Source organism: Roseobacter sp. HKCC-CH-9351, assembly GCF_037830295.1.
In the GTDB taxonomy this organism is placed as follows: domain Bacteria; phylum Pseudomonadota; class Alphaproteobacteria; order Rhodobacterales; family Rhodobacteraceae; genus M30B80.
Genome location: NZ_JBBLYM010000001.1, coordinates 965,247 through 984,363, shown reverse-complemented (window position 1 = coordinate 984,363; position 19,117 = coordinate 965,247). Strand labels below are relative to the sequence as shown.

Genomic DNA, 19,117 nt, shown 5'->3' with positions numbered 1-19,117 from the left:
TTGATCCTCGGGCGATTAATCTCTAAGCCATCCGCAGGGGATAAATTCGGATCACATTTCCAATATGAAAATTTCGCTCTCTCTTGTAGCAGTTTTAACTTTTTTGGTCGCAGGCCTGTTGTCTTACCTCGTGGCAATCGCCGCGGCGATCTCTACCGAAAACCGTTCGGTTGCGGCGGTTGAGGACCGGCTTGAGCAATCTGGCGTGAGTTGGGTCGAGTTGCGCGGGGACGGGCTGCAAGTTCACATTTCAGGTGAGGCCCCCAATGAGGCCGCACGGTTTCGCGCGCTGACCCTTGCCGCGGCAGTCGTGGATGATGACCGGCTGATTGATGAAATTACTGTTGCTGACCCCGCAGGCATTTCAACCCCAGATTTCCTGCTCGAGATGTTGCGCAACAGTGACGGCATTTCGATGATTGGACTGATCCCAACCGATGCCGATGGCGAAACAATTGCCGCGCGCATCGCCGATATCACCAATGGGGTCGAAGTCGCCAATCTGGTGGAAAGCGTTGACTATCCTATTCCGCAAGGTTGGGATGCCGCACTTGAATACGGGCTGCGCGCCTTGCGCTTGCTTCCACGTTCAAAAATCTCGGTGATGCAGGGCAAGGTGACTGTCACGGCCGTTGCAGATAGCGTAGCGGAGCGTGACAGCGCAATGTCCCGCTTAAACAGTTACCCTCAGGCGGGGTTGGATGTGGTTATCGACATCTCCGCCCCCCGTCCCGTTATTACACCCTTTGCCTTTCGTATGATCCGCGAGGGCGATGTGGCCACCCTTGAGGTTTGCTCCGCAGATACGGAGGCGAATGCGGCGCGGATCATTACCGCGGCTGAGGCCGCAGGCCTTGCCGCAGGTGAAAGCTGTGATGTGGGCCTTGGCGTGCCGTCTACAGAATGGGCGCGGGCCATTGAGGTAGCAGTTGCCGCTCTGGCAGAACTCGAGGATGGGGCGCTCACCTTCTCAGACGCCGATGTCAGCCTTGTGGCAAAAGAAGGCACATCGCAGCGTCTTTTTGATCGGGTGGTGGGAGAATTAGACCGCAACCTCCCCAATCTGTTCTCATTGCAGGCCATCCTACCGCCCCCGCCCCAAGATAGCGGCGCGTTAGAAGCACCAGAATTCACCGCAAGCCTTTCTGAAACAGGGGCCGTTCAGGTGCGCGGTCGCTTACCCGATGAAAACCTGCAAGCCGCGAACCAAGCTTTCGCGCAGGCGCTTTTCGGCAGCGAAAATGTCTATTTCGCCACGAATTTGGACGCAGCCTTGCCCGAAGGATGGTCAGTCCGCAGTCTTGCAGGCTTAGAGGCGCTGTCCTTTTTGCATGACGGCGATTTGCTCATCACCCCTGCAAAACTGATATTGTCTGGCCGTGTTGCAGATCGAGATCATATCGAACTGGCCTCGCGCCTCCTCTCGGATAAACTTGACGGTGCAGATTTCGACATCAACGTGACCGTGGATGCAAGCCTTGCGCCTGAACCCGAATTGCTGTCACCTGAAATCTGCCTTTCGCGGATCAATGATCTATTGGCAGAGACGAAAATTACCTTTGATCCTGGGTCGATTGAAATCAACGAAAGCACAGGCGCAATCCTAGATCGCTTGGCTGAGATCCTGCCAGATTGCCGCCATGTCGATATGGAAATCGGCGGTCATACCGACAGTCAAGGGCGCGAGGAAATGAACCTCACATTGAGCCAAGCCCGCGCTGATGCGGTCTTAAACGGCCTTCTGGCGCGGCGGGTTCTAGTGTCGAACCTATCGGCGCGCGGCTATGGTGAGGCCAACCCAATCGCGGATAATGACACCGAAGAGGGCCGCGAGCAAAACCGCCGTATCGAGTTTAAACTGATTGATCGAACCGCAGCCGAAAATGACACACCCGAGGAGGCGGCAGATGCCGAAGCCCCTGCAGGCGAGGAGGCCTTACAATGAACCGCACTGAATTCATTATCGCCATTACGATCATTTTGATCATCGCCTTTGCCCTTGGGTGGTTTGCAAATTGGCTTGTGCATCGCCTGACGCGCGTATCCGATGCAGATGTGAATGAGTTGGAAAGCCTCGCCGCTTCGCTGCACGAAGCCGAAGAATTGCGCGACCAAGCCATCACTTATATCGAACAGCGCGAAAGCGAATTGACCACGCAGCTTTCCCAAACCGAAGCCGAGTTGCGAGCCGCGATGGAAGGGTTGCGTGAAGCCCGCAGCGAAAACGACCATCTGCGCAGTAAGTTGGAGAAATCTTAATCTAAGATTTTACCCATTGGGCAAGCGCGGCCTCATCTTCGTCTTTGGCCTCTACCCAATCCGCGCGCCCATCGTGGCGCGCTTCTTTTTTCCAGAATGGCGCACGGGACTTCAGATAATCCATGAGGAAATCAGCGCTTTCAAATGCTGCTTTGCGATGGGGCGAAGCGGTCGCGACCATCATGATCTGGTCTGACGGCACAAGTTTGCCATAGCGGTGGATGATCAAAACACGGATCAACGGCCAGCGCGCTTGCGCCTCGGCGGCGATTGTACCAAGTGCTTTTTCAGTCATGCCTGCATAATGCTCTATTTCCATGTGAGCGAGGCTTTGATCGGGCAAATCGCGCACCAGACCTGTGAAACTGACGACAGCGCCCGCACCCGTTGCGGCTGCGGCGAAATCCGAAATCTCAGCGCCCAAATCAAACGGCGCAGACTGGACGCGGACATCTACCGCCATGGCCCTAGCCCCCCGTCATCGGTGGAAAGAAGGCAATCTCGCGCGCGCCCTGAACGGGATGATCCAAATCGACCAATTCCTGATCAACTGCCGCGCGGACAGAGGATAGATCCGAAAAGACCAAATCATGCGCGTCAGATTTACCGCGCAGCTCAGCCATCAAATCGGCGATTGTTGCCGCATCGGTGTTGATCATCTCGCGATCCGTGCCAATGCGTTCACGCAACCATGCGAAATATCTCAGTTCAATCATCCCGTCAGCCTTTCTGGTCACTGAGGAATGGCAAGGCTTTGAGGAAGTAATCAAACCCTGTGACAAAGGTCAAAACGGCTGCAAGCCACAACATCCCCGTGCCGCCCCACGCCAAAGCATCGCGCAGCACATGCAAGCCAAAGGTGCCAAATGAATGGTCATTGTGCATATTATGCTCTGCAATCGCCCATAAGAACATCAAGACAATCGCAACCATCTGCACCATGGTTTTCCATTTGGCGAGTTTAGTAACCTTAAGTCGCCCTGCATCTGCGCCCAAGAATTCGCGCAGGCCCGAGACGAAGACCTCGCGAAACAGGATAAGAACAACAGGTGTGATCAGGGCCACGGATAGATCAAACAGTCCGACCAAGATTGCCAAAGCGATCACCACCATGGCCTTATCCGCAATCGGATCAAGCATGGCACCGAAACGGGAAACTTGCGCCCATTTGCGGGCCAAATATCCATCCAGATAATCGGTGGTGGCCGCGCCGATAAACAAGGTCAACGCCACCCAATCGGCAATCGGACGTGGAAAGATTGCAAATACAACACCGACCGCAATCGCGGCCAGCAGGCGCAGCACCGTCAGAATATTTGGAAGTGTCCATGTCATAGGTTTGATCTTATCCGCTCACGCCCCGTCATGGAAGAAGGCATAGATGGTTTCTGCCATCCGATCTGAGATTCCTTCTACCGCCTTAAGATCTGCCAAATCTGCGCGCGACACGGCTTTGGCACTTCCAAAATGGGCCAAAAGCGCCCGCTTGCGGGTGGCGCCAATGCCGGGAACCTCATCCAACGGGGTCGCGCCAATCGCCTTTGACCGCTTGTCGCGATGCGCCCCAATTGCAAAGCGATGCGCCTCATCGCGCAGGCGTTGGATAAAATAGAGCACAGGGTCATTGCGCTTAAGCGCAAAGGGACGCGCCCCATAGCGGTGGAACTCTTCCTTGCCGGCATCACGATCGACACCTTTGGCGACACCGATAAAGGGCACATAGTCAACACCTAGATCCCCCATGATCTCGGCAACAGCACTGATCTGCCCTGCCCCACCATCGATAAGCAGTAAGTCAGGCCAAGCATCCGATTTGCGGTCAGGGTCTTCCTTAAGGAGGCGCTGAAAGCGGCGCGTTAGAACCTCTTTCATCATGCCAAAATCATCCCCGGGGGTAAGGTCGTCCCCGCGGATGTTGAATTTGCGATATTGGCTTTTGAGAAAGCCCTCTGGCCCCGCAACAATCATGGCCCCAACGGCATGCGCGCCTTGGATATGCGAGTTGTCATAAACCTCTATGCGCGCAGGCGCGCCATCTAGGCCAAACGCATCGGCCAAACCGCGCAACAATTTTGCTTGGGTGGCGCTTTCGGCCATACGCCGTGCAAGGCTTTCGCGGGCATTGCGCAATGCCCCCTCAACCAATTCCGCCTTTTCGCCGCGCTGTGGCACGAGGATCTCAACCTTTCCACCGCGCTTTTGGCCCAGGGCGGCCTCCATCAGCTCGGCCTCCTCCAGCCCATGCGACAGGATCACTTGGCGTGGGGGTTCCTTGTTATCATAGAATTGGCCCAAAAAGGCCTCCATCACCTCATCGGGGGATTCAGAACCACCCAAGCGCGGGTAATAGTCATGGTTGCCCCAGTTTTGGTTGGCGCGGATGAAAAAGACCTGAACACAGGCCTGACCGCCCTCCATATGTAAGGCGATGATATCGGCCTCACGCACAGTTTGCGGGTTGATCCCTTGGGTGCCTTGTACTTGCGTCAGCGCGCGAATGCGATCGCGCAACGCTGCAGCGCGCTCATATTCCATCGCTTCGGCCGCCTCTGCCATTTGCGCGCCAAGCTGCTCTTGAATTTCCGTGGAATTCCCGCGCAGAAACCGCGCGGCATCAGCCACGCTCGCGGCGTAATCTGATGCGCTAATATAGCCAACACATGGCGCAGAACACCGCTTAATCTGGTAGAGTAAACAGGGCCGCGTGCGGCTGTCAAAAGTCGTATCGCTGCAATTGCGCAGCAAGAACACTTTTTGCAATTGGTTCAACGTGCGATTAACCGCCCCCGCCGAAGCAAACGGGCCAAAGTACTGCCCTTTCTCCGTCTTCGCCCCTCGATGTTTGCGGATTTGCGGAAAATCATGCCCAGCCCCGATTACGATATTCGGGAAGCTTTTATCGTCACGAAGCAAAACATTATATCGTGGCTTGAGCTGTTTAATGAGATTTTGCTCTAACAGCAGCGCTTCGGTTTCGGTGCGCGTGGTCAGAAACATCATCGAAGCAGTTTCCGAAATCATCCGCGCGATACGCGGACTATGCCCCGAGGGTTTCGCATAATTCGACACCCGCCGCTTGAGGGCACGCGCCTTGCCAACATACAAAACGCGGCTCTGCGCATCGAGCATGCGATAAACACCAGGGCTTTGATCTAGCGTCTTAAGATAGTCGCGGATGACCTCATGCCCCTGCCGCGGCGCATCTCCTGAGGGGCTAATTTCCACGCTGTTTTCTAACATGTCATCCATGATGCAAAGCTTGCCCTGATTCCAATTCGCGCTGCAACGAAGAGCAGCCAAGTTCAAGGGAAAATATGTCCACTAAACCTGTGGATAAACCTGCGGAAAACCCTTGAAGCATCGAAATTTTTCTTTGTTTTTCGGAGGGTTCTGTGAATTGCACAATTTTTAGGCGTCTTTTTAACTATTTGAATTTGTTAATTATTTTCTTTTCCAGTGGGGCTTTGTGATCAAATCGTTACTTAAACTTTACCTAAACGTTACCTAAGGAACCTCGGTGGAAAACTCTAATCATAATCAAAAATTATACCTATTCTGTCCCTATAACATCAGGGGTCGCCCAAGCCAGATGCTGCCCCCCATCCACGGCGATCATTTGGCCTGTCACAGCCTTAGCTTTCACCAAATAGATGAGCGCATCGGTGATATCGTCCAAATCGGCGCCACGGTGCAAAATTGTGGCTTGTCTCTGGCGGGCAAAGGCCGCTGCATCCTGCCGTCCCCCGCGCAATGTTGGGCCGGGTCCAATGGCATTTACGCGAATATCGGGCGCTAAATTCTGCGCGGCGGTTTTGGTAAATGTCCACAATGCGGATTTTGCCAATGTGTAGCTGACAAAATCGGGGGTCAACTTATGCACCCTTTGGTCGATCATGTTGATGATGACTGAGGTTGCGCGCGGCTCACCGCCGCTATCTTGCACGGCTTTGGGGGCCTGCGCGGCAAAAGCCTCCGACAAGACCACGCTCGCGCGCAAATTGGAATTCATATGCCGATCCCAACTCTCGCGGGTGAGGCCCCCGAATGTATCATGCTCGAATATGGAGGCGTTGTTGACCAGAACCGAAAAAGGCGCCCCGATTGACGCACGGGCCTCGGGCAAAAGGGCATGTGTCGCCGCCTCCTCCAAAAGATCGGCCTGCACCAGAACCGCCTGACGCCCTGCGGCCCGAACGGCTGCCGCGGTCGCCTCAGCCCCTTCGCGGGATGAGGCATAATGGATCGCCACATCGTAACCCGCCTGTGCCAATGCAATCGCCATTGACTGACCCAAGCGCTGACCTGCGCCTGTCACCAAAGCTGCGGGCATCTCTGAACCTCCGACTAGTGCAATAAGAAACTTACATAGCCGATATAGAGCGCCACAAAGAGAAGTCCCACCGCGCGCCCCATGCGCCACCGGAAAAACACGAAAGGCAGCAAGATCAGCGAAGTGCCCAACATCACCCAAAGATCAAAGCGCAGGAATTCGCTATCCACGGGAATGGCGCCAAACCAAGGGGCAACCCCAAAAATGAAAACCAAATTAAAGATGTTCGAGCCAATTACATTGCCCAAGGCCACATCTGCATGTTTGCGCAATGCGGCCATCACAGATGTAGCCAATTCGGGCAAACTGGTGCCAAGGGCCACAAGGGTCAAACCAATGACCACCTCCGACACGCCAAAGGCGCGTGCGATTTCTGTGGCGCTATCAATCAAGAGATCCGCCCCCAAAGGCAGACCAATCAAGCCAAGCCCAAGATACATGCCAATCTTCCAATAGGGCATGGACGGATCAGCTTCTTCCAATTCTTCGGGTAACTCTTCGGGCGCATCACCTGCAAAGGCATGACGAATTTGATCGCCCAATATCAGCGCAAAAACCGCCAGAAGGATCAGACCGTGCCACCAGACAAAGGGCCCCAGAAACGCAAGCACGACAAAGACCAAACTGGCGCAGAGCATGAAAATGTAATTCTTGTGCGTGTCCGAGACACTGGGATCAAGGCAGGAAATAATTGCGGGCAACCCCAAGACCAAAAGAACATTGGCGATGTTCGACCCCACGACATTGCCCAGCGCCAAGCCTGGTGCATCACCAAGTACAGCTTGGATCGACACCAATAATTCTGGCGCAGATGTCCCAAAGGCCACCACGGTCAGGCTGACGACCAAGGCCGAAATGCCCAACCGCAACGCAAGGTTGACAGCCCCCCGCACCAACGCATCCCCCGCAAGAACAAGGATCACCAAGCCCAAAACAGCCAAGGCAATATGCGCGGTCATTCAGGTTTGTCCTCGTCTCTCGGATCTCGTTTTAGCGGATCACGCTTTAGGGGATCTGGGGGAAAGCGCGGCTTGCGCGATTTGAACTTGGGCAGGCGCAGCTTTCCAAACATGGCAAGCACGGCCATAAAAATTAGAAAAAGGCTGATGATCTTAAGCATCACAAATCAATCCGCCCCAAAACAAAGGACCAAGGGACTTGTGCAAGATGAGGGCGGAGTGGTCTTTTCATCATAGCCCCTCATGTAACGATGCCCCCCCCTTCAAACAAGGGGCGTCATCTGCGAAATCTTACGGGCTTGGGGCGAAGGATCGCCACTGGGATTATCCGCCTTTGCCCGCTATGATGCCCGCACAAACCCGCAAGGCAGACCCAGATGCTGACCATCACCGACCAGATCACCATTGCCGATTGGGAATTGACCGAAAGCTTCACCCGCGCCCAAGGGCCAGGCGGGCAAAATGTGAACAAGGTCTCAACGGCAGTGGAATTGCGGTTCGAGGCCGCCCGTTCTCCCCATCTGACCGCGCCAGTCAAACGCCGCTTAGAACGCATCGCGGGCCAGAAATGGACGAAAGACGGCGCAGTGGTAATCTTTGTGCAAGACACCAGAAGCCAAGCCCGCAACCGCGAGATCGCCCGTGAAAGACTGGCCGAGATGATCCGTGCCGCCCTAGTGGCCCCCAAACCCCGCCGCCCGACCCGCCCCACGAAGGGATCGGTGGAACGGCGGATCAAGGCGAAGAAGGTGCGGGGTGAGGTGAAGGCGGGGCGGGGGAGGGTGGAGGGATGAGGGGTGATCCCCCCGTTTTTGAAAATGCATTATTCCGAAGCAACATTATGTGATAATTTAAACACAAAAATGTAGGACATATGCTCGCTGAAATGCTCAGCAAGACTGCAAGAGCCTACGCTCATGAGCGCATGAAGCCCTTTTCAAATAGCGACTTTGGGAATTTTGTTCGCCGTGACGTCGCAACAGAAGCGAAGAAGTAACTATTTGAAAGGCCTTATGAACTTAAATTGAAGGCTAGTGTCGGTGCGGGTAATTGGGCCGCTGTTCCATGGTTAGCATTTTTCGATCCTTTGGAAACAGAAACCGCGACTAAGGGGTTTTATGTTGTCTACTTAATCAACCCACAAACACGTACTGTTACTCTGTCAATGAACCAAGGCACCATCGCAGTGTACAAAGAATTTGGCAGGCTTAACGGACGACAAGTGCTGCTGCGCCGGGCTCTGGATATGGCGCAGAGAGTGCCCGAGTATGCAGCACTATTTGATACCGGAACGATCGATTTGGGTTCCGACGAAGACTTGCCATAAGGCTATATTGCCGGACGCTCCTTTGGTCGGACATATAGCCTTTCGGATTTGAATGAAAAGGTGGTGTGCGATGATCTCGAAAAGATGCTAGCCGCCCACCAAACACTTATCGAGAGAGGCGGATCGACCCCAAGTGGCATAATGTATGCTGAAGCAAACTCGAGCAACATTGATGAAACTAGGCGCTACGTATTATCTTGCAAAATTGAGCGTTCGGGTAAGGTACGCCGCGAAATCCTCTCAGTTCGAAAAGCGGTCTGTGAATGTTGTGGCTTGGATCCGCAGATCGACTGGAATTATCGCGGGCCAACTATCAATACCCCATTGGATGTTCACCACTGCGCCCCTTTGCAAACCTTATCTGAGGAGCAAACAAAAAGGTATATCGTTCCAGATGATTTCCTCGTGTTTTTCCAACCTGCCATCGTATGATCCACAAACAAGTGGACACCAGCGATGTTGACCATCTTAAGGAACAAATGAGATTTAAGTATCTAAGACTGATACTATCTTAAACCACCACCGCCACCCGCTCCTGTTCCCCCACCCCGAACACGCGCTTATAGCGTGCGATCTCATCCTTTGGCCCCATCGCTTTCTCGGGGTTGTCGGACAGTTTGACTGTGGGGCGGCCATCGGCGCGGATGGCTTTGCAGACCAGCGAGAAGGGGGCAAGCGCATCCCCCTCGACCAATCCGCGGAAATCATTCGTTAACAGCGTGCCCCAACCAAAGGACACGCGCACGCGGCCTGAAAATTTGGCGTGCAGCTCGGCGATGCGGTCGACATCCAACCCGTCCGAGAAGATCACCAATTTATGCGTGGGGTCTTCACCGCGCGATTTCCACCAGTCAATCGCGGCCTCGGCCCCTGCCTCGGGTTGGCCTGAATCTATACGAATACCCGTCCAACCCGCCAACCAATCGGGCGCGTTCCTGAGGAACCCCGCCGTGCCATAGGTGTCGGGCAGGATGATGCGCAGATTGCCATCATGTTCCTCATGCCAATCCGCAAGAACATCATAGGGCGCCCGAGCCAGTTCCGTATCATCGCGGGCCAAGGCGGCATAGACCATCGGCAATTCATGCGCATTCGTCCCAATGGCCTCAATGTCGCGCTTCATCGCGATATGGCAATTTGAGGTGCCCGCGAATTTAACCCCCAAACCTTCGATCATCGCCTGTACACACCAATCCTGCCACAGATAGGAATGGCGGCGGCGAGTACCGAAATCAGCAATGCGCAGGCCCTCAATCGCGCGCATGCTTTCGATTTTTTCCCAAAGCTTTGTCATCGCTCGGGCATAGAGCACCTGCAACTCGAACTTACCCATGTCTTTCAAGACAGCGCGCCCGCGCAATTCCATCAAAACTGCAAGCGCGGGGATTTCCCAAAGCATTACTTCGGGCCATGCGCCTTCAAAGGTCAGCTCATATTGATCCCCTACCCGTTCCAGATGGTAGGGGGGCAGTTGCAGCGCCTCGAACCATTCCATGAAATCGGGGCGGAACATCTGGCGCTTGCCATAAAATGTATTCCCGCGCAGCCACGTGCTTTCGCCCCGCGTCAGGCGCAGGGTGCGGATATGATCCAATTGTTCACGCAATTCACCCTCATCAATCAGATGCGCAAGCGGGATGCGCGTAGTGCGATTGATCAGTGAAAATGCGACTTGGGTTTTGGGCCGATTGCGAAAGACTGACTGACACATCAGCAATTTATAGAAATCCGTGTCGATCAGCGAGCGCACGATCGGGTCAATCCTCCAGCGATGGTTATGGACACGGGTGGCGATATCGACCATGGCTAGGCTCCAAGCAGGCGTGTTTCGCGCCGTTTAGAGCAAATCATAGGCCATAAAGGCAAGAGCGATGGAAATTTTCCTGCAAGGCACCCCAGGATTGGAGGATATCCTCGCCGAGGAGGCGCGCAGCTTATCCTTCTCGGGCGTGCAATCTGTGGCAGGGGGTGTGATCTGTCAGGGTGATCTCGCTGAGGCAATGCGTGCCAATCTCTGGCTGCGCTGCGCGGGACGCGTATTGATCCGTATCGCGGAATTCCGCGCGATGCATCTGGCACAATTGGACAAGCGCGCGCGCAAATTGGATTGGGCCAGCATTTTGCGTCCTGATCGAGCTTGGCGCGTTGAGGCCACCTGCCGCAAATCAAAGATTTACCACCAACGCGCAGCTGGGGAACGAATTGAGGGGGCAATCAGCGCGGCGCTTGGCAGCACGCCGAACCCTGAGGCGCTGATTGTTGTCAAACTGCGCATCGAAGATGATCTTTGCACACTCAGCCTCGATACATCCGGTGAGAGCTTGCACAAACGGGGCGCCAAGGAATTCATCGGCAAAGCGCCCATGAAAGAAACCCTTGCAGCCGCGTTTTTGCGGGCCTGCGGCTATCATAGCGGGATGCCTGTGGTTGATCCGATGTGTGGCTCTGGCACGTTTTTGCTTGAGGCCGCCGAGATTGCCGCGCGGTTGCCCGCAGGGCGTGCGCGCCGCTTTGCGTTTGAAGATCTTGCCGGATTTGAGATTGCTGATTGGTCTGCAATGCGCCGCAATTTTTCCTCATGCGAGGCTGAGGCCGAGCAATTTTACGGGTTCGACCGCGACCAAGGGGCCATTACAGGCGCGCGCGCCAATGCCGAGCGTGCAGGTGTTGCGGAATGGACCAGCTTTGCCTGTCAGCCCCTCAGCGCGCTTGAACCACCGACAAAGCAAAAAGGGTTGGTCATTCTGAACCCACCCTATGGCGCGCGGATTGGCAATCGCAAATTGTTGTTTGGGCTTTACGGCGCCATTGGTGCGGTCATGCGCGAACGGTTCAAAGGATGGCAATTTGGCATGGTCACATCAGACGAAGGGTTAGCCAAGGCCACAGGTTTGACATGGTCAGAGGTGAGCCGCCCCGTGGCCTTCGGTGGGTTAACGGTCAAACTCTATCAATCAGCCCTTTGACATCATCACACCCAAAGCGGCCATGTCATCCAAAGCTGTCGCCAATGATCCGCCCAGATCAATCGCGCGACACAAATCGCGGCGCAGGTCGACTGCAAACCCTAGTTTTACGGCATCTTGCGCGGAATAATTGACACAGAAATCTGTCGCCAATCCGACCATGGTCAGATGCGTGATCCCACGATTGCGCAAATATCCCTCAAGCCCCGTGGGGGTCTGGTGATCATTTTCGAAAAACGCAGAATAGCTGTCGATGGCAGGGCGAAACCCTTTGCGAATAATCAGATCCGCACGGTTTGTGCGAAGTTCTGGATGAAATTCCGCCCCTGCGCTGCCTTGCACGCAATGATCAGGCCACAAAACCTGTGGGCCATAGGGCATCTCAATCATCTCTAGGGGCGCGCTCCCCTCATGCTGACTTGCAAAACTGGAATGATCCGCGGGATGCCAATCTTGGGTCAGGATCACGGCGACATAGTCATCCATCAAGGCGTTGATCCCCGCCACAATCGCGCTGCCCTCAGGCACAGCCAAGGCACCGCCTTCGCAAAAGTCATTTTGCACATCAATCACCAAAAGCGCATGAGTATCGGGTTTCATACCATGGTCTCCGTATAGGGCGGCGTGCCGCATCACCTAAGGGTTGAGTTGCACAATGCAAGGGCGTAAATGCGCAGCTATGTATATTGTCGCTGCTCTCTATCACTTTACCCGATTTGACGCGCCCGAAGAGTTGCGCGCGCCCCTGCTTGGGCTTTGCGAGGCGCAGGGGATCAAGGGATCGCTTCTTTTAGCGCGCGAAGGGATAAACGGCACCATCGCAGGCAGCCGCACGGGGATTGACGCGGTGCTATCCCATATCCGCAACCTGCCTGGTTGTGCGGCGTTTGAATGGAAAGAAAGCACAGCCACCGAAATGCCCTTTGGCCGCCTCAAGGTGCGCCTGAAGCGCGAGATCGTCACGATGGGTGTGCCAGAAACTGATCCGCGCAAAATCGTGGGCACTTATGTTGCGCCTGAAGAATGGAACGAATTGATCTCGGCCCCTGATGTCGCTGTGATCGACACGCGCAATGATTACGAAGTGGCCATTGGCACTTTCAAAGGCGCGGTTGATCCACAGACCGAAAGTTTCCGCCAATTCCCACAATGGTGGGAAGAAAACAAACATCGCTTTCACAACAAGCGGATTGCAATGTTCTGCACCGGTGGCATCCGTTGCGAGAAATCCACCGCGTTCCTCAAGGATCAAGGCGTGGAGGAGGTGTATCACCTCAAAGGCGGCATCCTAAAATATCTTGAGGAAATGCCACAAGAAAGCAGCCTTTGGGAGGGCGAATGTTTCGTCTTTGACGAACGCGTCTCTGTCGGTCACGGCCTCAAACAGGGGCCTTATGGTCTGTGCCGTGCCTGTCGCCGGCCGATTTCTGACGAAGATCGCAGACATCCTCATTTCGAAGAAGGCGTCTCCTGTCATCAATGTATGGGCGAGCACAGCGATGAAGATCGCGCGCGTTTCCGCGAACGTCAGCACCAGATTGCCTTGGCCAAAGCCCGCGGTGAAAGCCATTTGGCAGGCTAGTTTACGCTCTCCGTGAATTTTTCATGACAGCGCCATTGGAGTCTTTGCTCGATTCATTATTTCGATTATTCACGAAATATGGAAAATATACTCGTCACACAGCTTTCAACTTTGGGCCATGGCCCACGCCTTGATATTTTTCGCCTGCTAATGCGCCGTTATCCTGATGCGGTCGCGGCGGGGGAAATTGGTGCTGCTTTGGGGGTTAAACCCTCGACCTTGTCGGCCTATCTTGGCGCACTCCATCAGGCGGGGTTGATCGTGCAAGAACGCGAAGGCACTTCGCTGCGCTATCGCGTAGCGATGGACACCACCCATGATATGATGGCTGCTCTATTTTCAGAGTGCTGCCGTGGACGGGCAAACCTTCAGTTTGACTGTGCGCCTGACCCGCAGAATGACGGCAGGCCATTTAATGTGCTGTTCCTCTGTGTGGGAAACTCGGCACGCTCCATCATGGCTGAAACTTTGCTACGCGATATAGGCGGGGATCGGTTTCGCGTATACTCCGCCGGTGTCCAACCGCAAAGCACGCTCAACCCGCTCGCGCTCGAGGTGCTGCGCCAAAAAGGGCATGATACCTCTGCTCTCAGTTCTAAGCATCTTAGCGTTTTCCAAGCGCCCGAAGCCCCGCAGATGGATTTTGTTTTTACAGTCTGCGATGTGGCCGCCAATGAGGATTGCCCCGCTTGGGCGGGACAGCCTGTCAGCGGGCACTGGGGCCTGCCTGACCCTGTAAAGGCCCAAGGCAGCGTTGCTGAGCGGGGGCTGGCTTTTCAGGCAACCTATGGCGCGTTGCGCAATCGTATTGCCGCCTTCACCGCCCTGCCCCTTGAAAGCCTAGAACGCGCGGCGCTGCAAAAGGCGGTGGATCACATCGCAGAGACTTCTAAAGAGGATTGAAATATGACTGTCTACGCGCTGAACGGATTGGGCCGCATCGGCAAGCTTGCGCTGCGACCCTTGCTTGAGGCGGGCGCAGAGATCGCTTGGATCAATGATGCGGTCGGTGATGCCGCCATGCACGCCCATCTGTTGGAGTTTGACACAGTGCATGGTCGCTGGCCCGCGTCTTTCTCAGCAACAGAGAATGCTGTCATCATCAATGACCAAAGCATTCCTTTTATTGGCACCAAAGACATCCATGACCTGCCCCTTAAGGGGGTGGATGTGGTCATTGACTGCACGGGGAAATTTAAAACAGCTGCGGCCCTTGCGCCCTATTTCGCCGCAGGCGTGAAAAAGGTCATTGTCTCCGCCCCCGTCAAAGATGGCCCCACCGCGAATATCGTCTATGGCGTGAACCACGAGATTTATGACCCTTCCGCGCATGACATCGTGACAGCGGCAAGCTGCACCACAAATTGTCTTGCCCCTGTGGTCAAAGTGATGATGGAAGAATTTGGCATCAAGCACGGCTCAATCACCACAATCCATGATGTCACAAACACCCAAACCATCGTGGATCGGCCAGCCAAAGATTTACGCCGCGCGCGGTCTGCGCTGAACTCACTGATTCCGACCACAACGGGCAGTGCCACGGCGATCACGCTGATCTATCCCGAATTGAAGGGCAAGCTGAATGGGCACGCTGTGCGCGTGCCTCTGTTGAACGCGTCCCTGACCGATTGTGTCTTTGAGCTAGACCGCGAGGCCACGGCGGCGGAAATCAACGCAGCCTTCGCGCGTGCGGCAGAAGGGGCGCTGAACGGCATCCTCGGCTTTGAAGCGCGCCCTTTGGTGAGTGCGGATTACACTAATGACACGCGATCCTCGATTGTGGATGGGCCATCCACGATGGTCATTAATGGCACGCAGGCCAAGATTTATGCGTGGTATGACAATGAAATGGGCTATGCCCATCGCCTGATTGATGTCGCGCGCATGGTTGGCGCAAGTCTATGACCGCGCCAAAGCCATCCGCCCTGCCCGCCTATATCGCCGTAACAGCGGCTTATTGGGCGTTTATGCTGTCGGATGGCGCGCTTCGGATGTTGGTTCTCTTGGCCTTTCACGAGCGCGGCTTTAGTCCCGTTCAACTGGCCTATCTGTTTTTGCTCTATGAGATTGCAGGCGTCATAACCAATCTTTCTGCGGGCTGGCTGGCCGCGCGGTTTGGCCTGACCCGCACCTTATATGCGGGGCTGATCCTACAGGTTGGTGCGCTTTTGGCCCTTACCGCACTGGATCCTGCGTGGTCGATCGGCGCATCTGTGGCCTATGTGATGGCCGTGCAAGGGGCCTCAGGCGTGGCCAAGGATCTGGCGAAAATGTCCTCAAAATCGGCTGTCAAACTTTTGGCACCCGAAGGGGCTGGATTGCTGAAATGGGTATCTTGGCTGACAGGATCAAAAAACGCGGTAAAGGGATTGGGGTTCCTTTTGGGCGCAGGCCTTTTGGCACTTTATGGCTATAACACCGCCTTGTTGGGCATGGCAGCTATTTTGGCACTGATCCTTGTGGCGCTGCTTTTCTTCATGCCAGACGGCCTGCCCAAAGGCAACAAAGCGACCAAGTTTTCCACCGTCATCTCGCGAGACAAAAATATCAATCGTCTGTCTGCTGCCCGCGTCTTTTTATTCGGCGCGCGGGATGTGTGGTTTGTGGTGGGCATCCCGGTTTATTTCTACGCCGTTCTTTCCGATGGCAGCGATGAAAGCAGACGCGCAGCCTTTTTCATGATTGGCACCTTCATGGCGGTCTGGATCATCTTTTATGGCGCTGTTCAGGCCATGGCCCCGCGCATCCTGCGCAAAGGGGCCAATGATTTGGGGCGGCTGTCCGCAAGCGCGCGCCAATGGGCCTTGGCGCTTGTGCCAATCCCTGCGCTTTTGGCGATTACTGTCTCCACCGCAGGCGCGCCCGCCCCTTGGCTGACTGTGACGCTGGTCTTGGGTCTGTTGGTCTTTGGCGCGATATTTGCCGTGAATTCGGCACTGCACTCTTACCTCATTCTCGCATTTTCAAAATCCGAGCGGGTCAGCCAAGATGTTGGTTTCTATTACATGGCGAATGCGGCAGGCCGATTGTTGGGCACGGGCCTATCGGGCCTTGCCTATCAATGGGGCGGGGTTGAGGCCTGCTTGATGGTGGCAAGCGGATTTTTGGCCTTATCGGCTGTCGCCGCAAATCGCCTAAACTGTGGGAGGGCGTGAGCGCGCTGCAAGGCGTTCACGATGCATAGTATAAAGACCAGTTGCAACGATCAAAGTGGTGCCAATTAGGGTCCATCCATCTGGTAATTGCGCAAAAACCAAATACCCATACATCACTGACCATAATATCATTGAGTAATGCACGGGGGCCAAAACTACAGCTTCCGCGATCTCAAGCGCACGGATCACCAAAAGCTCGCCCAAGCCCGCAAACGCTGCCATGAAGAACATTATGATTAAGGAATTCTTATCGCTTGGCCATGCCCAGAAAAATGGAAGAGGTATGCTGATAACCGCCACCCCAACAAGAGCAGTGTAAGCAACAGTTGTGTATGTATTGTCATAGGGTGCAATCATACGGGACAGGACTTGGCGAACCGCAAACATACTCGCAGCCAATACTATCAAAAATACTGCCGGATGGACGATCCCTAAGCCTGGCCTAATTACAATCAGTGTACCTAAAAATCCGACAAAAATAGCTGACCATCGGTGTAGGCCCACCTTTTCACGTAGAATCAATGCGCCAAGTACGGTGACAATCAGCGGAGCTATAAAGGTCACTGAGATTGCATCGGCCAAAGGGACAAAGCTAACTCCTGTTATAAAGCAGGTTGCCGAACCTACAGCCAGTGCACCTCGCAAAAATTGTAATTTGGGCTTCGCAGTTTTTAAGATTTTAGTTCCGCGCCAGAGCAATATTACAATTACACCAAAAACAAGACCTAGCTGGCGGGTCCAAACAATCTGGATTGGATGGAATCCGTCTGTCAAAAACTTTGCCATTGTGTCAACAGCAGCGAATACAAAAAAGCCTAAGCCCATCAACACCAGGCCCCTAATATTATCGGGAGCTCTAGGCAAATTTTTAGCGACTACAATGTTCTGCGGGAGGTCTGGAACAGTTGGCATCGTCAATCCAATTTTGCATTATCAGTTACTGTTAGGCTGTAAATTTAATACTGTCGACCATGCAAATTACTGACACGGCCGAAACTAAGACTATTTTAACTCAACATGAAACAATGGCCCGTACACCTTGTCTGGTTCAAACGTGATTTACGTGTCACAGACCAAGCATGCCTTGCCTCAGCTGCAGCCCGAGGGCCTGTCTTGCCTGTGTATATTATTGAACCTGATTTTTGGACTGAACCCGATGCAAGCGCACGACATTGGATGTTTCTTCGTCAATCGTTAGCTGAACTACATGATACACTAGCAAGTTTGGGTCAGCCTCTTTTAATCCGACGTGGGGATGCTGTTTCCATCTTAGACGAACTAGCAGCCCAACAACCGATCGCCGCGCTTTGGTCGCATCAAGAAACCGGGAATGGATGGACATATGCGCGAGACAAAAGGGTGGCAGCTTGGTGCAAATCAAAATCCATCCCGTGGCATGAACCCCGTCAATTCGGTGTGATCCGAACCTTAAAATCGCGCAATGGATGGGCGGGGGAATGGAACAGGCAGATGTTGGATCCCTGCCATTCAGTGCCACATCTTGAGCCAATTTACGAAACGCCCAGTTTGGATTTACCTAAGCCTGCGGATTTGGGCCTTGCGCCTGATGGCGGGGATGATCTGCAAGACGGCGGATCAACAGCAGCACGCGCGCTGCTGCACAGTTTTCTCATCAAACGTGGCGCGCCCTATCGATCGGCAATGTCTAGCCCACTTGTTGGCGCTGATGCGTGCTCGCGCCTTTCGCCGCATCTCACATTCGGCACGATCTCGCTCCGCGAGGTCGCACAAGCCGCCACACACCGCGCAGGCACCCTCCTCAAAGGGCCGAGCCACAAAGAATGGCGCGGATCCATGCGCGCCTTTCAATCTCGCCTCTATTGGCACTGCCATTTCATCCAAAAACTAGAAGACGAGCCACGGATTGAATGGGAAAATATGCACCACTCCTATGATGGCCTGCGCGATGACCCGCAGGGACACCCATGGTTTGAAGCGTGGAAACACGGACAAACGGGGCTGCCCTTTCTGGACGCCTGTATGCGATCCCTGCGTCATAGGGGATGGCTAAATTTTCGGATGCGCGCGATGGTGATGGCAGTTGCAAGCTATCACATGTGGTTCCATTGGCGCGAAACTGGCCTGCATCTCGCACGGATGTTCACCGATTATGAGCCCGGAATTCATTGGTCACAGGTGCAGATGCAATCTGGCACAACGGGCATCAACACGATCCGCGTCTACAACCCAATCAAGCAAGGGTTGGATCAAGACCCCTCGGGGGTGTTCATCCGCCGTTGGGTGCCTGAACTTGCACAGCTCTCAGGGGATGCCCTGCACCGCCCGTGGTTGCATCCTGACGCGTATGGCATTTTGGGACGAACCTACCCCAACCCCATTTTTGATCCTGCGGCGCGCGCCAAATGGGCCAAAGATCAGATTTGGGCCAAGCGCCGTGCGCCCGATCACAAGGCGGGCGCGGTTGCAGTTCTCACTCGCCATGGCAGCCGCAAATCCCCCCGCAAGACAAAACGTGCCGCCAAACACCCCACGGCACAATTGTCCCTGTTTGATTAGC

At 54.6% G+C, this 19,117-nt stretch carries 21 protein-coding genes and 1 pseudogene; 12 read left to right on the top strand and 10 right to left on the bottom strand.

All coding sequences use genetic code 11. The features are described from left to right. Positions 1-64: 64 nt before the first annotated feature. Both AAC632_RS05100 and AAC632_RS05095 read left to right on the top strand, forming a co-directional pair. Complete coding sequence (locus AAC632_RS05100) at positions 65-1,945, top strand: OmpA family protein (protein ID WP_340297823.1); 1,881 nt, start codon at positions 65-67, stop codon at positions 1,943-1,945. Beyond that, positions 1,942-2,259, top strand: coding sequence for a hypothetical protein (locus AAC632_RS05095; protein WP_317656582.1), 318 nt, complete (start codon positions 1,942-1,944; stop codon positions 2,257-2,259). Before AAC632_RS05100 ends, AAC632_RS05095 begins: the two co-directional genes overlap by 4 nt. A gap of 1 nt (position 2,260) precedes the next feature. Here the strand turns inward: AAC632_RS05095 and AAC632_RS05090 are convergent, their stop codons facing one another. From AAC632_RS05090 to AAC632_RS05060, 7 genes are all read right to left on the bottom strand, one after another. Next, the gene (locus AAC632_RS05090) at positions 2,261-2,722 is read right to left on the bottom strand and encodes a molybdenum cofactor biosynthesis protein MoaE (protein WP_340297824.1); all 462 of its coding nucleotides are present in this window, start codon (positions 2,720-2,722) and stop codon (positions 2,261-2,263) included. A 4-nt stretch (positions 2,723-2,726) separates the two neighbouring features. Beyond that, on the bottom strand, positions 2,727-2,975 hold the full coding sequence (moaD, locus tag AAC632_RS05085) for a molybdopterin converting factor subunit 1 (RefSeq protein ID WP_340297825.1): 249 nt from the start codon (positions 2,973-2,975) through the stop codon (positions 2,727-2,729). 4 nt (positions 2,976-2,979) lie between these two features. Beyond that, the gene (gene pgsA, locus AAC632_RS05080) at positions 2,980-3,594 is read right to left on the bottom strand and encodes a CDP-diacylglycerol--glycerol-3-phosphate 3-phosphatidyltransferase (protein WP_340297826.1); all 615 of its coding nucleotides are present in this window, start codon (positions 3,592-3,594) and stop codon (positions 2,980-2,982) included. Between the two features lie 18 nt (positions 3,595-3,612). Beyond that, a complete protein-coding gene (gene uvrC / locus AAC632_RS05075) occupies positions 3,613-5,499 on the bottom strand; it encodes an excinuclease ABC subunit UvrC (protein WP_340298764.1) in 1,887 nt (628 codons plus the stop codon). A 310-nt stretch (positions 5,500-5,809) separates the two neighbouring features. After that, on the bottom strand, positions 5,810-6,589 hold the full coding sequence (locus tag AAC632_RS05070; protein WP_340297827.1) for an SDR family oxidoreductase: 780 nt from the start codon (positions 6,587-6,589) through the stop codon (positions 5,810-5,812). A 14-nt stretch (positions 6,590-6,603) separates the two neighbouring features. Beyond that, positions 6,604-7,548, bottom strand: coding sequence for a calcium/sodium antiporter (locus tag AAC632_RS05065; protein WP_340297828.1), 945 nt, complete (start codon positions 7,546-7,548; stop codon positions 6,604-6,606). Further along, entirely contained in the window at positions 7,545-7,709 is a 165-nt protein-coding gene (locus AAC632_RS05060) for a hypothetical protein (protein ID WP_340297829.1), read from the bottom strand. The genes AAC632_RS05065 and AAC632_RS05060 overlap by 4 nt, the downstream gene beginning before the upstream one ends. A 216-nt stretch (positions 7,710-7,925) precedes the next feature. Between AAC632_RS05060 and arfB the strand changes: the two genes are divergently transcribed. From arfB to AAC632_RS05045, 3 genes are all read left to right on the top strand, one after another. Next, entirely contained in the window at positions 7,926-8,342 is a 417-nt protein-coding gene (gene arfB / locus AAC632_RS05055; RefSeq protein ID WP_340297830.1) for an alternative ribosome rescue aminoacyl-tRNA hydrolase ArfB, read from the top strand. A gap of 230 nt (positions 8,343-8,572) precedes the next feature. After that, the gene (locus AAC632_RS05050) at positions 8,573-8,875 is read left to right on the top strand and encodes an MrcB family domain-containing protein (RefSeq protein ID WP_445322652.1); all 303 of its coding nucleotides are present in this window, start codon (positions 8,573-8,575) and stop codon (positions 8,873-8,875) included. A 63-nt stretch (positions 8,876-8,938) separates the two neighbouring features. Further along, positions 8,939-9,307, top strand: a complete 369-nt coding sequence (locus tag AAC632_RS05045) for a hypothetical protein (protein ID WP_340297831.1) — start codon at positions 8,939-8,941, stop codon at positions 9,305-9,307. 79 nt (positions 9,308-9,386) lie between these two features. Here the strand turns inward: AAC632_RS05045 and pncB are convergent, their stop codons facing one another. Next, positions 9,387-10,679, bottom strand: a complete 1,293-nt coding sequence (pncB, locus tag AAC632_RS05040) for a nicotinate phosphoribosyltransferase (RefSeq protein WP_340297832.1) — start codon at positions 10,677-10,679, stop codon at positions 9,387-9,389. 67 nt (positions 10,680-10,746) lie between these two features. Here pncB and AAC632_RS05035 point away from each other — a divergent pair, with 67 nt between their 5' ends. Further along, on the top strand, positions 10,747-11,841 hold the full coding sequence (locus tag AAC632_RS05035; RefSeq protein WP_340297833.1) for a THUMP domain-containing class I SAM-dependent RNA methyltransferase: 1,095 nt from the start codon (positions 10,747-10,749) through the stop codon (positions 11,839-11,841). On the opposite strand, the gene pncA is transcribed toward AAC632_RS05035, so the two are convergent. Further along, positions 11,830-12,441, bottom strand: coding sequence for a bifunctional nicotinamidase/pyrazinamidase (pncA, locus tag AAC632_RS05030; protein ID WP_340297834.1), 612 nt, complete (start codon positions 12,439-12,441; stop codon positions 11,830-11,832). The genes AAC632_RS05035 and pncA overlap by 12 nt on opposite strands. A gap of 79 nt (positions 12,442-12,520) precedes the next feature. On the opposite strand from pncA, the gene trhO reads away from it, so the two are divergent. The 4 genes from trhO to arsJ all read left to right on the top strand — a co-directional run bounded on the left by trhO (position 12,521) and on the right by arsJ (position 16,578). After that, a complete protein-coding gene (gene trhO / locus AAC632_RS05025) occupies positions 12,521-13,423 on the top strand; it encodes an oxygen-dependent tRNA uridine(34) hydroxylase TrhO (RefSeq protein WP_340297835.1) in 903 nt (300 codons plus the stop codon). Between the two features lie 78 nt (positions 13,424-13,501). After that, positions 13,502-14,326 (top strand): arsenate reductase/protein-tyrosine-phosphatase family protein, encoded by an 825-nt coding sequence (locus AAC632_RS05020; protein WP_340297836.1) that lies wholly within the window; start codon positions 13,502-13,504, stop codon positions 14,324-14,326. A gap of 3 nt (positions 14,327-14,329) precedes the next feature. Beyond that, positions 14,330-15,328: an ArsJ-associated glyceraldehyde-3-phosphate dehydrogenase gene (locus AAC632_RS05015; RefSeq protein WP_340299874.1), complete on the top strand. Its 999-nt coding sequence runs from the start codon at positions 14,330-14,332 to the stop codon at positions 15,326-15,328. Then, positions 15,325-16,578, top strand: coding sequence for an organoarsenical effux MFS transporter ArsJ (gene arsJ, locus AAC632_RS05010; RefSeq protein WP_340297838.1), 1,254 nt, complete (start codon positions 15,325-15,327; stop codon positions 16,576-16,578). The genes AAC632_RS05015 and arsJ overlap by 4 nt, the downstream gene beginning before the upstream one ends. Here the strand turns inward: arsJ and AAC632_RS05005 are convergent. Continuing rightward, positions 16,558-17,490: a DMT family transporter gene (locus AAC632_RS05005; RefSeq protein WP_340297839.1), complete on the bottom strand. Its 933-nt coding sequence runs from the start codon at positions 17,488-17,490 to the stop codon at positions 16,558-16,560. The two genes, arsJ and AAC632_RS05005, sit on opposite strands and share 21 nt — an antisense overlap. 105 nt (positions 17,491-17,595) lie before the next feature. Here AAC632_RS05005 and AAC632_RS05000 point away from each other — a divergent pair. Then, positions 17,596-17,967: pseudogene (locus AAC632_RS05000) on the top strand (deoxyribodipyrimidine photo-lyase); the annotation flags it as partial. A gap of 81 nt (positions 17,968-18,048) precedes the next feature. Next, entirely contained in the window at positions 18,049-19,116 is a 1,068-nt protein-coding gene (locus AAC632_RS04995; protein ID WP_340298765.1) for an FAD-binding domain-containing protein, read from the top strand. Position 19,117: the final 1 nt, after the last annotated feature.

What these genes read in the sequence shown, in the direction of transcription:
- AAC632_RS05035 (WP_340297833.1), top strand. Translation starts at nt 10,747, where the DNA reads ATGGAAATTTTCCTGCAAGGCACCCCAGGATTGGAGGATATCCTCGCC.
- pgsA (WP_340297826.1), bottom strand. Translation starts at nt 3,594, where the DNA reads ATGACATGGACACTTCCAAATATTCTGACGGTGCTGCGCCTGCTGGCC.
- AAC632_RS04995 (WP_340298765.1), top strand. Translation starts at nt 18,049, where the DNA reads ATGTTGGATCCCTGCCATTCAGTGCCACATCTTGAGCCAATTTACGAA.
- arfB (WP_340297830.1), top strand. Translation starts at nt 7,926, where the DNA reads ATGCTGACCATCACCGACCAGATCACCATTGCCGATTGGGAATTGACC.
- moaD (WP_340297825.1), bottom strand. Translation starts at nt 2,975, where the DNA reads ATGATTGAACTGAGATATTTCGCATGGTTGCGTGAACGCATTGGCACG.
- AAC632_RS05070 (WP_340297827.1), bottom strand. Translation starts at nt 6,589, where the DNA reads ATGCCCGCAGCTTTGGTGACAGGCGCAGGTCAGCGCTTGGGTCAGTCA.
- uvrC (WP_340298764.1), bottom strand. Translation starts at nt 5,499, where the DNA reads ATGTTAGAAAACAGCGTGGAAATTAGCCCCTCAGGAGATGCGCCGCGG.
- AAC632_RS05015 (WP_340299874.1), top strand. Translation starts at nt 14,330, where the DNA reads ATGACTGTCTACGCGCTGAACGGATTGGGCCGCATCGGCAAGCTTGCG.
- trhO (WP_340297835.1), top strand. Translation starts at nt 12,521, where the DNA reads ATGTATATTGTCGCTGCTCTCTATCACTTTACCCGATTTGACGCGCCC.
- AAC632_RS05060 (WP_340297829.1), bottom strand. Translation starts at nt 7,709, where the DNA reads ATGCTTAAGATCATCAGCCTTTTTCTAATTTTTATGGCCGTGCTTGCC.
- pncB (WP_340297832.1), bottom strand. Translation starts at nt 10,679, where the DNA reads ATGGTCGATATCGCCACCCGTGTCCATAACCATCGCTGGAGGATTGAC.
- arsJ (WP_340297838.1), top strand. Translation starts at nt 15,325, where the DNA reads ATGACCGCGCCAAAGCCATCCGCCCTGCCCGCCTATATCGCCGTAACA.
- AAC632_RS05005 (WP_340297839.1), bottom strand. Translation starts at nt 17,490, where the DNA reads ATGCCAACTGTTCCAGACCTCCCGCAGAACATTGTAGTCGCTAAAAAT.
- AAC632_RS05065 (WP_340297828.1), bottom strand. Translation starts at nt 7,548, where the DNA reads ATGACCGCGCATATTGCCTTGGCTGTTTTGGGCTTGGTGATCCTTGTT.
- AAC632_RS05090 (WP_340297824.1), bottom strand. Translation starts at nt 2,722, where the DNA reads ATGGCGGTAGATGTCCGCGTCCAGTCTGCGCCGTTTGATTTGGGCGCT.
- AAC632_RS05020 (WP_340297836.1), top strand. Translation starts at nt 13,502, where the DNA reads ATGGAAAATATACTCGTCACACAGCTTTCAACTTTGGGCCATGGCCCA.
- AAC632_RS05095 (WP_317656582.1), top strand. Translation starts at nt 1,942, where the DNA reads ATGAACCGCACTGAATTCATTATCGCCATTACGATCATTTTGATCATC.
- AAC632_RS05100 (WP_340297823.1), top strand. Translation starts at nt 65, where the DNA reads ATGAAAATTTCGCTCTCTCTTGTAGCAGTTTTAACTTTTTTGGTCGCA.
- pncA (WP_340297834.1), bottom strand. Translation starts at nt 12,441, where the DNA reads ATGAAACCCGATACTCATGCGCTTTTGGTGATTGATGTGCAAAATGAC.